This window comes from Pseudomonas sp. ASL9 (assembly GCF_056680335.1).
The window spans coordinates 26878-42035 of the sequence record NZ_CM155277.1 but is presented as its reverse complement, the minus strand read 5'-3'; the positions used below and the strand labels follow the sequence as shown (position 1 = coordinate 42035).

Annotated in this window: 12 protein-coding genes and 2 pseudogenes; 9 read left to right on the top strand and 5 right to left on the bottom strand. The window is 54.1% G+C overall.

Annotated features, from left to right (window positions below; translation table 11 throughout):
* Genes AC1ME2_RS00225 through AC1ME2_RS00215 form a run of 3 tightly spaced genes read right to left on the bottom strand, consistent with a single transcriptional unit; the run spans nt 1 to nt 3808 of the window.
* Complete coding sequence (locus tag AC1ME2_RS00225; protein ID WP_480438559.1) at nt 1-1314, bottom strand: NAD(P)/FAD-dependent oxidoreductase; 1314 nt, start codon at nt 1312-1314, stop codon at nt 1-3.
* Nucleotides 1311-2399 carry a polyamine ABC transporter substrate-binding protein gene (locus AC1ME2_RS00220; protein WP_480438558.1) on the bottom strand — a complete coding sequence of 363 codons (1089 nt, stop codon included), beginning with the start codon at nt 2397-2399 and terminating at the stop codon, nt 1311-1313. Before AC1ME2_RS00220 ends, AC1ME2_RS00225 begins: the two co-directional genes overlap by 4 nt.
* A gap of 50 nt (nt 2400-2449) precedes the next feature.
* On the bottom strand, nt 2450-3808 hold the full coding sequence (locus tag AC1ME2_RS00215) for a glutamine synthetase family protein (RefSeq protein WP_480438556.1): 1359 nt from the start codon (nt 3806-3808) through the stop codon (nt 2450-2452).
* 173 nt (nt 3809-3981) lie between these two features.
* Between AC1ME2_RS00215 and AC1ME2_RS00210 the strand changes: the two genes are divergently transcribed.
* A complete protein-coding gene (locus AC1ME2_RS00210) occupies nt 3982-4881 on the top strand; it encodes a helix-turn-helix domain-containing protein (protein WP_480438554.1) in 900 nt (299 codons plus the stop codon).
* Between the two features lie 52 nt (nt 4882-4933).
* On the opposite strand, the gene AC1ME2_RS00205 is transcribed toward AC1ME2_RS00210, so the two are convergent.
* Nucleotides 4934-5137, bottom strand: a complete 204-nt coding sequence (locus tag AC1ME2_RS00205; protein ID WP_480438552.1) for a hypothetical protein — start codon at nt 5135-5137, stop codon at nt 4934-4936.
* Nucleotides 5138-5179: 42 nt separating this feature from the next.
* On the opposite strand from AC1ME2_RS00205, the gene AC1ME2_RS00200 reads away from it, so the two are divergent.
* The 8 genes and pseudogenes from AC1ME2_RS00200 (at nt 5180) to AC1ME2_RS00165 (ending at nt 14135) form a co-directional block, all read left to right on the top strand.
* Nucleotides 5180-5545 carry an FtsX-like permease family protein gene (locus AC1ME2_RS00200; RefSeq protein ID WP_480438551.1) on the top strand — a complete coding sequence of 122 codons (366 nt, stop codon included), beginning with the start codon at nt 5180-5182 and terminating at the stop codon, nt 5543-5545.
* A 256-nt stretch (nt 5546-5801) separates the two neighbouring features.
* Entirely contained in the window at nt 5802-6296 is a 495-nt protein-coding gene (locus AC1ME2_RS00195) for a BCAM0308 family protein (protein WP_480438550.1), read from the top strand.
* A gap of 162 nt (nt 6297-6458) precedes the next feature.
* On the top strand, nt 6459-7859 hold the full coding sequence (locus AC1ME2_RS00190; protein WP_480438548.1) for a cytochrome C: 1401 nt from the start codon (nt 6459-6461) through the stop codon (nt 7857-7859).
* Nucleotides 7856-8545 carry a c-type cytochrome gene (locus AC1ME2_RS00185; RefSeq protein WP_480438547.1) on the top strand — a complete coding sequence of 230 codons (690 nt, stop codon included), beginning with the start codon at nt 7856-7858 and terminating at the stop codon, nt 8543-8545. The genes AC1ME2_RS00190 and AC1ME2_RS00185 overlap by 4 nt, the downstream gene beginning before the upstream one ends.
* Before the next feature lie 467 nt (nt 8546-9012).
* Complete coding sequence (locus AC1ME2_RS00180) at nt 9013-9690, top strand: dTMP kinase (RefSeq protein WP_480438544.1); 678 nt, start codon at nt 9013-9015, stop codon at nt 9688-9690.
* Nucleotides 9691-10925: 1235 nt separating this feature from the next.
* The gene (locus AC1ME2_RS00175; RefSeq protein ID WP_480438542.1) at nt 10926-11513 is read left to right on the top strand and encodes an SMEK domain-containing protein; all 588 of its coding nucleotides are present in this window, start codon (nt 10926-10928) and stop codon (nt 11511-11513) included.
* 264 nt (nt 11514-11777) lie between these two features.
* Nucleotides 11778-12732, top strand: a pseudogene (gene tnpC / locus AC1ME2_RS00170) (IS66 family transposase); the annotation flags it as partial.
* 104 nt (nt 12733-12836) lie between these two features.
* Entirely contained in the window at nt 12837-14135 is a 1299-nt protein-coding gene (locus tag AC1ME2_RS00165) for an NRAMP family divalent metal transporter (RefSeq protein WP_480438539.1), read from the top strand.
* Between the two features lie 451 nt (nt 14136-14586).
* Here AC1ME2_RS00165 and AC1ME2_RS00160 read toward each other — a convergent pair.
* A pseudogene (locus AC1ME2_RS00160) lies at nt 14587-15151 on the bottom strand (IS66 family transposase); the annotation flags it as partial.
* Between the last annotated feature and the right edge of the window lie 7 nt (nt 15152-15158).

Genomic DNA, 15158 nt, shown 5'->3' with positions numbered 1-15158 from the left:
TTACCCGAGTACTTCACGTAGACGATGCCACAACATTCCCAGCGCTAGGAGCGGTGTGCGCAAAGCCCGCCCGCCTGGAAAGGTCATGTGCGGCACTGCGCTGAAAACATCCATACCCTGACTGTGCCCGGCATGAATCGCTTCGGCCAGCAGGCGTGCGGTCCAGTGAGTGACGTTGAGACCATGGCCTGAATAGCCCTGGGCATAGAACACATTCGGGTACTGAGACAAGCGTCCAACCTGAGGGAAACGATTGGCGGTGATACCAATCTTGCCACCCCATTGATAGTCGATGCGCACCTCAGCCAGTTGTGGAAACACCTTGAGCATCTTCGGGCGCATATAGGCCGCGATATCCGTCGGGTCACGCCCGGAATAGTGGCAGGCACCGCCGAACAGCAGGCGCCGGTCAGCCGAGAGCCGGTAATAGTCCAGGCCTACTTTCTGGTCACACAACGCCATATTTTGCGGGATCAGTTGGGCGGCTACCGACTGCGTCAAGGGCTCGGTAGCGATAATGTAGCTGCCCGCCGGTAGCACCTTGCCGCTCAGGCGGGGTTCCAGTTCCTCCAGGTGCGCGTTGCACGCCAGCACCAGACTCCCGGCGCGTACCGTACCGGTTGCGCAACGAACCTGCACGGTACTGCCATGGATCAGCTCCAACGCTGGGCTGTGCTCGAAAATGCGTACCCCCAGCGAATCAGCAACTTGTGCTTCGCCGAGCACAAGATTGAGCGGATGCAAATGACCGGAACCCATGTCCACCAGACCGCCGACATACCTCGCGGAGCCCACCACTTGCGGCATGTCCTGAGCCGAAACGATACGGGTTTCATGCACATAACCCTGTGCGTCAAGGCTTGCCTGCTCAGCTTGAAACGCTGCGAGCTGCGCGGGTGTATTGGCCAGTTCGCAGAAGCCCCAACGCAAGTCGCAATCGATGCCGTGCTGATGGATACGATTGCCCACCACCTCGACCGATTCGATGCCTGCGCGCTCTAGATAACGCACGCCCTCCTGACCGACATACCGGGCAAAGCCCGTGACGTCATGTCCGATGCCGCGAATCAACTGTCCACCGTTACGGCCACTGGCGCCCCAGCCGATCCGTCGCCCCTCCAACAGAATCACCGAAAGCCCGCGCTGGGCCAGTTCAATGGCGGTGTTAACACCGGTAAAGCCGCCGCCAATCACGCAGACATCGGCTTCAAGGTCCGACGCCAGTCGGGGGTATTGCGGCATGGCGTTGGCGGAGGCAAGGTAATACGAGCGGGCATGTTCCGCCGACAAGGTCATGGCGCTTCCTTCGTTCATTTGTTGGACTTCACTTTGCTCCAGGAACGCGTCATCAAACGCATGATTTCCGGTGTTGGTGTGGTCGAGATATACAGCTTGTCCAGCACCTCCTGGGACGGGTAAACCTCTGGATTGTCCACCAGTTCAGCCTCCATATACTGCTTGGCCGCAGGGTTGGGGTTGGCATAACCGACCGCGGCACTGACCTTGGCGATGACCTCGGGATCCAGCAGGTAGTTGATGAATGTGTAGGCTTCTTTGGCGTTACTGGCATCAGCGGGAACGGCCAGCAAATCGAACCAGAGGTTGCTGCCTTCTTTGGGAATCGAGTAAGCGATATTCACGCCGTTTTTCGCGTCCTTTGCTCGATTCGCTGCCTGAAACACATCCCCCGAATAGCCGAACGCAATGCAGATGTCGCCGTTGGCCAGATCCGATACGTACTTGGAGGAGTGGAAGTAACTGATGTAGGGTCGCAGCGTCAGCAGCTTGGCTTCAGCCTTTTTGTAGTCTTCTACATTGGAACTGTTTGGATTCATGCCCATGTAATTGAGAACCGCCGGGAACACCTCATCGGCCGAATCCATCATCGACACACCACACTGACTGAGCTTCTTCAGGTTTTCTGGTTCGAACAGCACTGCCCACGAGTCAATGTGATCAATGCCCAGCACTTGCTTGATCTTGTCGACGTTGTAACCAATGCCGTTGGTGCCCCACAGGTACGGGACTGAGTGCTCATTACCCGGATCATTCTTCTCCAGCAACGCCAGCAGTTTAGGATCGAGGTTTTTCCAGTTCGGTAACTGCGTGCGGTCCAGTTTGAGGAAGGCACCGGCTTTGACCTGACGGGCCAGGAAGTGGTTGGAAGGCACCACCACGTCATACCCGGTGCGCCCGGCGAGCAGCTTGCCTTCCAGCGTTTCATTGGAGTCGAATACGTCGTAGATGACTTTGATGCCCGTTTTCGCCTGGAAGTCGGCGAGGGTGGTCTCGCCGATATAATCGGTCCAGTTGTACACGCTGACGCTAGGCTGCGCCTGTGCGCCAATGCTGCATAACAGCGCAAGCGTTACGGGAAAGACTGATTTCAAACGACGCATGTTGACACCCCTTTGGATTGTTATTTTCGATGATCGTATAGCAATCGAGATCAGACGCTCAGCAGCAGGAACTCGCGTTCCCATGAACTGATTACCCGCTTGAAGTTCTCGTGTTCAGCACGTTTGACCGCAACATAGCCACGCACGAATTTGGTCCCCAGATAACGCTCGATGGTTGGACAGTCTTCCATATGCGCCAGAGCGTCCTCAATGGTGATCGGCAAACGCAGGTTGCGTCGTTCGTAGGCGCGACCCTGCACCGGAGCGCTCGGCTCTATGCGTTCGATCATACCGAGGTAGCCACACAAGAGGCTCGCGGCAATGGCCAGGTAAGGGTTGGCATCGGCACCTGGCAGGCGGTTTTCCACGCGCATTGCCTCAGCACTGGAAGTGGGTACGCGCAGGCCAACCGTGCGGTTTTCTTCGCCCCACTCGACGTTAACCGGCGCGGACGTGTCCGGCAGGAAGCGTCGGAACGAGTTGACGTTGGGCGCAAACATCGGCAGCAGTTTCGGAATGTACTTTTGCAGGCCGCCGATATGGTGCAGGAACAGCTCGCTCATTTTTCCGTCGCTGTCGGCGAAGATCGGCTTGCCGGTGGCGAGATCCACTACGCTCTGGTGCAAGTGCATAGCGCTGCCCGGTTCATCTGCCACCGGCTTGGCCATGAAGGTTGCGGTGACGTTGTGCTTGAGTGCCGCTTCGCGCAGGGTGCGTTTGAACACTGTGATCTGGTCGGCCAGATCCAGCGCATCGCCGTGACGAAAATTGATTTCCATCTGCGCCGGACCGTCTTCGTGGATCAACGTGTCCAGGTCCAGGCCCTGAGCTTCGCACCAGTCATAGACGTCTTCAAACAGCGGATCGAACTCGTTCGCGGCGTCGATAGAGAATGATTGCCGACCACTTTCGGCACGCCCCGAGCGGCCCAGTGGCGCCTTGAGCGGAAAGTCCGGGTCATCGCAGCGCTGCGTCAGGTAGAACTCCATCTCGGGTGCCACGATCGGTTGCCAGCCCTTGTCGGCGTACAGCTTAAGAACCTTCTTCAGAACGTTGCGGGGCGATAGCTCGATCGGATCACCACGCTTGTCGAACGTGTCGTGAATGACGATGGCGGTCGGCTCGATCGCCCAAGGCACGACATACATGGCCGAAGCATCCGGCAGGCAAACCATGTCGATATCGGCAGGGTCGAGCAAGTCGTAGTAAATGTCGTCGTCGACAAAGTCCCCGGTTACCGTTTGCAAAAGCACACTTTCCGGCAGGCGCATGCCTCGCTCATTCAGGAACTTATTGGTGGGCGCTATCTTGCCTCGAGCGATACCGGTCAAGTCACTCACCACGCATTCTACTTCGGTAATCTTGTGTTCTTTCAGCCATGAGGACAGCTGATCGAAAGGGGCATCCATAAAGACCTCGTTATTGGTTTTATCAGCGCCAGGGTTGGCATCCGCATCCCGCACAAGCGGTCAGAGACTTCCCCTGCAGCGCGTTGACGACTATCTTGGGCGACGAGCTCAGTTCCATCTATCCACTTTAAACAGAACAAGAGCGCACCAAAAAGGTGCGCCAAGAGAACCCAGTGACAGCGTCAAATCCCTTCCACGTCCAGGCTTTCAACACCGCCGATGTCGCCGAACAGGTGCGTGCGACCCCCGGTTGGGTGCAGCACTATCAGCAGATGTCGCCTGGGAATTTCGCCGGACTGGTGCGCTATCTGGACCTGCAAGGGGTAGAAATTTACGAGGAGTGCATGAACACCCGCGTCGAGCAGAACTTCGCCGCCCCCCAGGGTTCGCTGGCATTCTGTTTCGATCGCAGTGACAACGCGCTGTATGTGCTGAATGGCGAAAGTCGCAACATCTGGATCACGCCGGAGAACTATCAGGAGGTGGCCGTGGTGTTTGGCCCTGAGTTCGTTCAGCGCCACGGCCTGAATGTCGAGCAGCTTGAAGGCCTGTTCATGGCGCCGCTCAACTCGGGGCAGAACGCGTTGTTCAGCCGCTGGCTGAGCGGAACCCTGACCCGGTTGTCACACACTGTCGATCCACCGAGTAAAGAAGCGCTGACCCAGCAGCTATTGGACGACTGCCTGTACATTCTCGACAACGCTTGCGTCTGTCTTGATCGAGGCGCTTTGCAGCGCCGCGCAGGAGGACGAATGATCATGGAACGGATCGGTGAATGGGCGGCGGACGCCCCTGAAGAAAACCTCAATTTACTGGAGCTTTCCCAGGTCGCCAACGTCTCGCTGCGTCAGCTGCAGCATGCCTTCAAAACCTATACCGGCATGGCGCCAACGCATTGGCTACGCTTGCGTCGACTCAACAGCGCTCGCCGCGAGCTGCTCAGCCGTACGGCCACGGAGACGACGGTTGCCGAGGTGGCGATGCATTGGTCGTTCTGGCACCTTGGCCGGTTTTCCAGCAGCTATCGCGCGTTGTTCAAGGAATTGCCCAGCGATACCTTGAAACGCAGGTGAAAAAGATTGCACAAGGCTCCAGCATGAGTTGAATCGGCCATTTAAAAAAATGTTAGAGGATAATCGCTGTCGTGGGGTAGAAGAGGGTGTTGAGAACTAACAAAATCATCCATAAACCAATTTCCAGTGTTTCGGTCATCGGCTGGATTCGTTTCAGTGCGCCATAGACATGCACCACAAACATCAAGCCGAACACTACGAACAATATATCGAAGGCGTAGCTGAAACTGGTGCCGGTGGTTGAGGAACGCAGCATGGCGGCTTCCACCACAAAACCGGGGTGGGCGTCAACATCTTGATGATGACCATTATCAGCTTTCTCGTTGGACTCTCAATTTCCGGACAGACCTTCTACACCTTCATTCTCGAAAACCTGGACAAGTTCGCGGCATTGAAAGCCATCGGTGCGAAAGGGCGCGAACTGATCTATATGATTCTTTTTATGGCGACTTTTACCGCGATGACCGGCTATGGGCTGGGCATTGGTTTGGTCACGTTGATGATTTCTATCGCGCGGTCCAATTTACCCAACTATGCGGCCATCATCACCTTCTGGAACCTGGGACTGGCCTTTGGCATGGTCCTGTTGATCGCTGGGGTTTCCAGCTATGTGGGCATACGTAAGATACTCAAAATCGAGCCTTTCGATATTTTCAAGGGGTAAATATCGCGAAAAGACAAGTACCAGCGATTGAAGCTGAGGAGAGCGCAACCGTACGCAGGTTCGTGTTTCATACGCTTTACACAACCGTCTAACGTCGCCTGTCTGCGCATGAATGACGAACGTTCAAAAAATGTTGGGCAAATCGTCATCAACGTTGACAAAGATCAAGGTGCCCAGTGGTGCAACAGGACACATTGAAATTTGTAAGCAGTAACAGCTCAAGCTCAAGCTCAAGCTCACTATCGGGGGCAAGATTATGGACAAATACCAGAAGAGCCAGAAGGACAAGATTTTCAAAGAAAAATCCCATGATCCTTATCGGATGGAACATGTCAGTGGTGCTGCGCTCTGTCCACAGTGCGGCGCACGCTATCAAGAAGGTAACTGGACGTGGCATATCCCTGAGATCACCGTTGTCGGGAATGCGGAGGAGACTATTTGCCCTGCGTGTCGACGCATTGCAGACGATAGGCCAGCAGGCACCTTGACGCTCTCTGGAAAATTTTTGCACGACCATCAACAGGAAATCGTCAATCTGATCCATCACACCGAGGGCGTGGAAAAAGCTGAACATGCTCAGGAACGCATCATAAAAGTGGTTGAAGTGAATGATGGCCTCGAAGTGACGACCACGGGTATACACCTTGCCAGCCGTATAGGTCATGCGCTCAACAACGCCTATAAAGGCAGTTCGCACTATCACTACAGCGACGACGAAAATCATATCAACGTAAGTTGGGAACGCAGTTGACTACGCGTTTCGGCGTGTCTCCCGACACGGTCACCGACGGTTCTTATAATGTGCGTGCTTAAGCCTGCGGTTCTTCGGGCTAACCATTGTGAATGGTGCGCTTTCGACTAGGCTCCAATGAAGGTTATGCCCTGTGACAGCTTCTTTTTTGGGGGAATTGAAATGTATGCAAAGGAAGGCAGATTGGCGGGGTCGTTGCTCGCTGCATGCTCATGTTTTTTTCGATCGATCAGGCAACCAGGAGCAACGCTAGTAGCGCTATTGTTCCTGGTGTTCTGCCAGTCGGTCCAGGCGCTTCCTTCCTATGCACGCCAAACAGGGCAAAGCTGCGTGGCTTGCCATGCAGGCGGTCAATTTCCTGAACTGACACCTTATGGCCGCCTGTTCAAACTGACGGGTTACACCAATGGTACACAAGGCAATCCCTTCGCAGCCATGGTGATTGGCGATCTCACTGCTACACGGAACAACAGCGACGGGGCGGGTGGATTGATTTCACCCAAAGACAAGCAACTCATACTGGACTATGGAAGTGTGTTCGTCGGCGGAAAAATTACCGACGTCGTTGGTGGCTTTGCCCAGTTCACCTACAGTTCGTATGACCATCAGGATGCCGCCGGCAATTGGGTAGGGCACCTGGGTTCAGACAATTTCGATTTGCGTTACGCGGATCGCCAAGTCGATGCCGCACATGATTTTATCTGGGGTATCACGCTGCATAACAACCCCACGGTTCAGGATGTCTGGAACAGTACGCCTGCGTGGGGCTATCCGTATGTCAGTTCAACACTGGGAGCGTTTAACGGTACACCTGCGTCCACGATGATTGAAGGGGCTTTGGCCCAGCAAGTTGCAGGCATCGGCGCTTATGCCTACCTGAACAAGTCATTTTATGTGGAACTGACCTCCTATCAAACAGCAAAAGATATGTGGTCTTTTCTGAGCCTGGGTAACAAAAAGGGAGACACCTACCATCCATTGATTTACATGGACGGTTCAAGCCCTTATCTGAGGATGGCTTATACGCACGAGTGGGGCGCTCAGAATGTGATGGTGGGTGCCTTCGCGATGAATGCCAAGATTCTTCCCATGGATGACTCCAACAATCCGATCTATGGCCAGGGGAGCACCGAATACCGGGATGTAGGCGTTGATGCCCAGTACCAGTACCTCCTTGAACCTCACGCGTTTACTGCGCAGATGCGGTATGTCAAGGAGGGGATCAGTGATGACACCCATACGCTCTATGACGGGCCAGCTTCGCTCAGATCGTTCAAATTGAAGGGCAGTTATGTGTACCACGACAAGTATGGTGCGAGCTTGGCCTATACCAACGTCAATGGCAGCGCGGACGCTACGGCGTACCCCGACAGTGCGAGCTTTTCGCCGGATACGCGGATGTGGACGCCAGAGGTTTTCTGGTTGCCGATGCAGAACTTGCGGGTCGGGCTTCAATACAACTATTTCACCCGCTATTTGGGCGCAACGAACAACTACGACGGTAATGGTCGTAATGCCATCGACAACAATACAACCTATTTTTATATGTGGTATGCGCTTTGACCTGTCGAGAGCAGGGACGTAAAAAAACGGAGAACGTTGACATGACGGATGCCTTGAAGCGATCAAGTTTCATTTTTTTGCTCTGTGTGGCTGCGCTCGCAGGCTGCACGGGCGTTGATAAGGGGCAGCCCGAGAAGCAGTCGACCCTGTCTGGCGTTGCCATGGCGACCAAGGTTTGTTCCATGTGTCACGGGCTGACAGGCGAGTCCATCTCGCCCATGTTCCCGAAGCTGGCGGGCCAGCAAAGGGAGTACCTGAAGTTGCAGTTGACGGACTTCAAGGGCCATGCACGAAGCGATGAAAGTGGTACTCAGTACATGTGGGGATTTACCCATTTGAACGAGACTCAGATAGGCGAACTCGCAGACTATTTTTCGAGCCAAAGTCCTATGAAGGCCGACGCTGGCATTCCTGACACGCGCGGAGAATCGATTTTCCATAACGGCGTGGCCGCGTCAGGCGTGATTCAGTGCAACTCCTGCCATGGTGCTGATGGCCAGGGCAATGGTCAGTTTCCGCGCATTGCGGGTCAGCATGCTTACTACCTGATCCGTCAGATCAAGGTTTTTCAACAGACCGACCAGCGTCCCCGTGGCGCTATGATGAAGCAGGTCACTCATGCCCTGTCTGACGCGGATGCTATAGCAGTCGCTAACTACATTTCGACACTTGGGGCAAAAAAATAAGTGTCTTCGTGGTACCACAGATGTGTTGGCCGAGGGGGTGTTGACCGTCACTGAGAACCTAAATCTTTCTGCGTTGCATGGCCTGCGCGGCGCTCGACGTGTAGCTCGAGTGAAAGAGGCTTTGTCGTTTGCGGGGCTCGATGACATGGCATCGAAATGGGTTCGCACATATTCGGGCGGCATGATTCGTCGACTTGAGAGCCTTGCGACTCTGAAAAGTTTCAACTTTTCAGAGTCGCAAGGCTGGCCAGAAGAACGGTTGGGGGCGGCCATTTAACTTATGGGCGATGACCGATGTTCATAAGCAGCTGTAACCCTGGTTTTTGAGACCCGTCAGCCAGAAACCAGGTTAGAGTGTTCATCAATGTCTGTTCGTAAGGGCCATCCACTCGATTCGCGTAGTCGCGCCAAGCGGTTCCAGCGAACGAACAGGGCAAAAAAACCGTATATCAATCGTTATGTGAAGAATGAATCGTCCGCTGTTTGTTTCTCTAGATGGGCCCAAGGGAGCCGGCAAAACCACACTGTTGGAGGCCGTTACGAAAGTACTGAGGGCAGACAACAAAAAGGTGATCCGACTTTGCGAGAAAAAAAGCGATCCCTATAGGGCTGAAACAATGGCCCTCGTTAACAAACTCGTCAGAAATCCCACCCGGGATTTGGAGTTGGGGGTTTGTGAGCGCTTTGCTGATAGCCGTGCTTGGATTTCCCAGCACGTACTGCCTAAACAGCCACCAGGCAGCATCATCTTGATCGATCGCTGGTACCCGTCTGATGCCGCGTTTCGCCGGATAGTCCCGTTTGCAGAGATTCTACAGTTGAACGTTGATCGAAACGTGCGAGTGCCAGACCTGCATGTCGGGGTTGTCACCGCCCCTGATATTTCATGGGCGAGAGCAGCAGCACGACGGCGTGGGCTGAGCAGTACTGTGATCCATAAGCTGGAAGAACATGTCGCTTGTACCAAGGCGTTCGAGCGAGCGATTGCAGATCACGGCTGGGTTTTATGCCGTAATGAAGGAACGATCGAAGACGCAACGATGCAGGTAATTTCTGAGATCTATAGAGTCCTTCGATACCCCGCAGGCGAAGTTCGCTGCGCCGGCCTTGATGCGGTTGAGATAGCTGTAGATATAGATCGTTAGCAGGATCGAAGGGGTGATTTGTCGCCGCAGCGGTAGCCGGCTGGCGCTTTGATCTGGGTGCCTGTCAACGAAATCTGAGCCGAAGCTGCCCGGGACGGGTCTTACATGATCAGACGGTTCGAGCGTCGATTGCTGGAAATGTATGCCAAGAGGAAAGTACGCAGAAGTAATACACAACTGACTCAATGATTATGAAAAACTTTATAAAACAATAGGCTGCAACACATAGCTTTCCTGGATTCTGTGAAAAAAACAAAGCTTTGCTTCCCGCACATGGCCAGTAAATAAATGATAAGGCCTCATGATGAAGCAATTACTCCATAAGGCATTCGTCATTGAGAAGGCGTTAATGGAGGGACGTGGCGTCCCCAGCCAACTGTGAGGTCGCGCCCGATTGCGCTCAAAGAAAGTATCCATACGCTACCGCACACCTATCCGAAGCTGTCGTATCGAGTGTTTGCCACAGCTGGCTGTACGATCAAGTGAGCATGCCAATATCGTTCAATCGCCTCTGGTTCCCAAGAAGTGAAGACGGTTGACCTTAATTGAAAAAATTTTCTGGCCACAAGAAGACGGGTAGGTGGCCGCGGATTAGATCTGCTTGTGCTCGGTAACCACGCGCCTCCAGCTCGCGAAGAAATACCGGCCAGGGTGGGATATTGCTCATATAGACATCGTTTGAGGCTCTCGACATACCGCCGCCCTGCGAAGTCGACAGACCACCGTATTGGGATGTGGAGAGTCCGCCGTACTGCGATGTGGAAAGTCCTCCATATTGGGATGTCGAAAGGCCGCCGTACTGAGACGTGGATAGACCTCAGTATTGTGAGGTAGACATACCTCCATATTGGGACGTAGACATACCACCGTACTGCGAAGTCGACATGCCACCATACTGAGATGTAGACATACCACCGCCCTGTCCCGTGCTCAAATTGCGCGGCCACACCCGCATGTTTGGAATTTCTGGCCTAGGCATCCATTCTCTTCCTTCGGGGTGAAAAGTTGCATTTCAAACCTTTGCCATGAGAGCGTATCTGACAAGGCAACGGGGAATTTATAAGTTTGGTGCTCTAAGTTTTTACCCCTATGAGCTTTCAGGTCGAGGCATGCTACGCTCTGGCGCTGAGAGTGAGCCGGCACGTGTGCACGGCGTGAGGCATCGACCATGAAGCATCGTCTCTGCCAGCACTAGACTCCGCATGCTGACACCTGTCCACGACTTTAGGAATGCCATGTTGAAACGTGAACTGCTGATCAAGGAGATCACGCACCACATTACCCACCTTAGCGCATCTGTTGAGGTCCTAGGAACACAGCACTTTTTTGACCTTAACATCGCGGCTGAGTATTTCTTCCAGCGGTTACTCAATCTGGTCTACGGGTACGATCTTGTGAACCTTAACCATAGCCAGCTGAATGCTGCGGCAATTGACCTAGCCGACCAGAATATCGGGCTGGCTGTGCAAGTCACCTCTGATCGCCGAGCCCCGAAAATTCAGAAAACTTTGGATAAATTTGTGAAACACGGTTTGGGGACGACCTATAACTCACTCAAAATTCTGATCATTGGTAAACGAACGGGCAATTACGGCACTGTGACCGTATCCAGCGGAGTGGCCTTCGATGGTGTTACTGATGTCATCGACAATAAATCGTTGATGCAGGATATTGGGAAAAAAACGACTCCGGAGCTCGAGACTATCCTTGCACTTATAGAGAGCGAGATAAGCTATGCCCATACCGCCATGTCTCTTCTGGACAAGACAGATGCAAACGCTCTGGCCGACCTCCGAGACCTTATCTTGCGTAGCGTAATATGAGCACCGCGGAGATTTGAATGCTCAATGAGCGGCTCAGATATCTTTAAAGGGGGTGGGCGGTCAGAATCATTCCGCAAAATGGACCGTAGCCGCTCGGAACTCAAAATGTTGAGTGAATTGCCGTAAGCACACGCTGACTCCAATCGAGAGGGCGAAATCCGTCCTTTCGGCGTTTTTCAAGGTAGTTGACGCAGCAATTATCCAATCAGTCTTTCATCGCTCCTTGGGAGCTCTGGAAAAATCGGTGGCATGACTTAGGCTAACATTTTCGATTATCTCAACGTCGAACAACTGCGCGCTCTGACCGCGCAGTTGAGGTCGCGTGTCGAAAGCCTCGACAAGCAAGATCACCACAAGACAGTCAACGAACAACTCACCCACGAAATCGTGCTGCTCAAACGGCATCGCTTGGCCAAGCGCAGTGGGCAGTTCGACCCGACACAAGCTAGCTTGCTCGATACCGCCATTGCCGCCATCGGAGCCGAACTGGAGGCCATGCAACCGAATCTGACTCCGTCCGAGGTACGCCAAAAAGGCCAGCGCACACCGATGCCTCTGCGGTTTCCGCGCACACTGATCCATCACGAACCGGATAACACGCAATGCCAATGCGGCTCCGCCCTCAAGCGTATCGGCTAGAACGTCAGCGAGAAGCTCGACTACACGCCAGGCGTGTCTACCGTCGAGTGCTACATCCATGGGAAATGGGTCTGCAATCAGTGCGAAACACTGATCCAGGCGCCAGCGCACGTAATAGACAAAGGCATACCGACGGCGGGACTGCTGGCCCATGTCATGGTGACCAAGCTCACCGACCATCTGCCTTTGTACCGGCCAATAAAAATATTCGCTCGGGCCGCTATGGTCATTGCCCGCTCAACCCTGGCGCCAATGGTTTGGGGGTTCTGCTGCGTGCGCCTGCAACCGCTGGTAGATGCCCTGCGCGAAGCGGTGCTTGAGCATGGCGTGATCCACGCTGATGAAACGCCCGTACAGATGCTGACGCCCGGTGCGAAGAAAGCCCAACGGGCCTATGTCTGGGCTTATGCCACCAGCCAGTTTGCTGACTTGAGCGCCCCGGTTCAGCCCAAGCCGCGCCTGTGAGCTCGCGCGCAACTTCCTGCAAGGCTGGTACGACAAGTTGGTCCGCGATGCCTTCGGCAGCTACAAGGCCAGCTTTGAACTGGGTGTGACCGAAATCGGCTGCATGGCTCATGCCGGAGGAGCCGAACGTTAAATAGTTGCACTGAAAACGCCCCCGATACTATTCTTGAAGAGCCCTAAGCTAAGTGCGGTGTCCTGGGGCCCCTGGGAATTAAAAAAATGCAGAATAAGAAAGAGCTCAACCCCAAACCCCTTGCTGATCATTCCAGTTCGTTGCTAAAAAAACTTGGCCCAGGGCTTATCACAGGCGCAGCGGACGATGACCCCAGCGGTATAGCGACCTACTCGCAAGCCGGCGCACAATTTGGTTTGAATACGCTCTGGACGTTGTTTTTTACTTTCCCCCTGATGGTCGGCATTCAGATCATCAGCGCCAAAATAGGCCGAGTCAGCGGACACGGGCTTGCTACCAATATCCGCCGCCATTACCCCAGGCCTTTTTTATATGGCATCGTTGCGCTATTGATGGTTGCCAATACCATCAATATTGCAGCGGACATCGCCGCGATGGGCGCAGCGCTGAAGCTGCTGATCGGTGGGTCTGCTCACCTCTATGCCGTCGGCTTTGGCGTGGCTTCGCTGCTGCTACAGGTGTTCATCCCGTATAAACGTTATGTGCGGGTGCTCAAGTGGCTGACGCTGGTGTTGCTGGCTTATGTGGGCACTATGTTTGCCGTGCATATTCCATGGGGGCAGGTCGTTCGCCAGACCGTATGGCCTCACATGTCCTGGAAGCCGGAATATATAACAATGGTGGTTGCCATTTTTGGCACAACCATCAGCCCCTATCTCTTTTTCTGGCAAGCATCGCAGGAAGTTGAAGACATGGAGGCTGACCCTAAGGCTCAGGCGCTGATTGATGTGCCAAACCAGGCGCGGGCCAGCTTTAGTCGCATCCAAATTGACACAATGGTGGGTATGGGGTTTTCTAACATCATTGCTTTTTTCATTATGTTAACCACGGCCGTCACGCTAAATCTGCATGGCATCACAGATATTCAAACATCCGCACAGGCTGCAACTGCATTGCGACCGATTGCAGGGGAGTTTGCATTTTGGTTGTTTAGCGCGGGCATCATTGGCACGGGCATGTTAGCCGTTCCGGTGCTGGCAGGCTCTGCTGCTTATGCAGTGGCCGGAACATTTAAATGGAAGAATAGTTTGGCGGCCAAGCCGGAAGCAAATAAAGCGTTTTATAGCATTATCACGGCGGCAACCTTACTGGGTGTATTGATCTGTTTTGCCCCGATTGACCCGATTAAAGCCTTGATCTGGAGTGCGGTCGTCAATGGCGTAATTTCGGTGCCAATCATGTTCATCATGATGTTGATGGCATCGCACAAAGAAATAATGGGCCCTTTCATCATTCACCCTGGGCTGAGGATATTAGGCTGGAGCTGTACGGTGGCCATGGCGTTTGCCGTGGTCGGCATGTTCTGGGGTATGTTTGTGGCGTAGTGCATCGTTCTGAAATTTAGTCGGTTGATTCAGTCATGGCCGGCGGGTGGTTTCCCCAAGCGATCGCGGCACGGGTTTCATCCGTACCTGTCAGGCCGCCCGTTCGGTCGCGCAACTACTTTCACGCCGTTCAGTGACCACCCGCGACGGCGTCCCTTCATCGGTTGCTCAACGCTTTCGAGTTACTTCACCGGCAAGCCATAGCTTTGCACGAGCAGGCCAAACAGTTCCGGGTGAAACGACCATAATATTTAGGTTGCCGACGACGCTTAATCGAAATGCGGTCTCTTGCTGTCAGGGATGCCCGACCACAGCCCCTCGCAATCCTTGAAGCCCCGGGTCCTCGGCAGGCTCGCGGCCGACGATCTTGTCTCGTCCGGCCATATTGGCAAGATCGATGTAAGCGGGTGGGGATCCCACCTTGCGGAATTACGCCGGTTACCACCGATGCGGGCAGCAGTTCCGCAATCTCACTCGCTCGCTGCGTAGGTAACCGCTTTAGCACATCCTTCGAATACACTTACGGATCATGCCCATTGAGCCGGGTCGACTGGATCAAACTCATGATCGCAGCCGCACGTTTTCCGCTGCGTTGGGAGCCTGCAAACCGCCAATTCGATCACCCGATCGCCCACGGTCGGATTTGGTTCTTCATCCAATATTGTCAATGGGTACCGCGCCATCGTCGAAGTAGCGTACCAACGCTGCCCAGCGTTTGAGGCTGTAGTCCAAAGCTTTAGCAATGGCTGAGCCTTCGGGCAGGAACGACGCTGACCGATAATCCAAGCATGCGGCGCGTCCATCACCGACACGGCTTTTTCCTAGCGTATTCGACGGCGTAAATCCGGCTCCAGGTCGCGTACTTCGCGTTCGTCCTCGTACAGGATCGCGAGGTAATGCGGGGCCTTTTCTACGATCTGGCTCTTGTTAGTGGCATGCAGGTCGAAGAACTTGCGTCGAGCAAGGGCCATGCAGCCAATTTCGTTCACGCCCAGTTCAAAGCTGGTCTTGTAGCCGCCACTA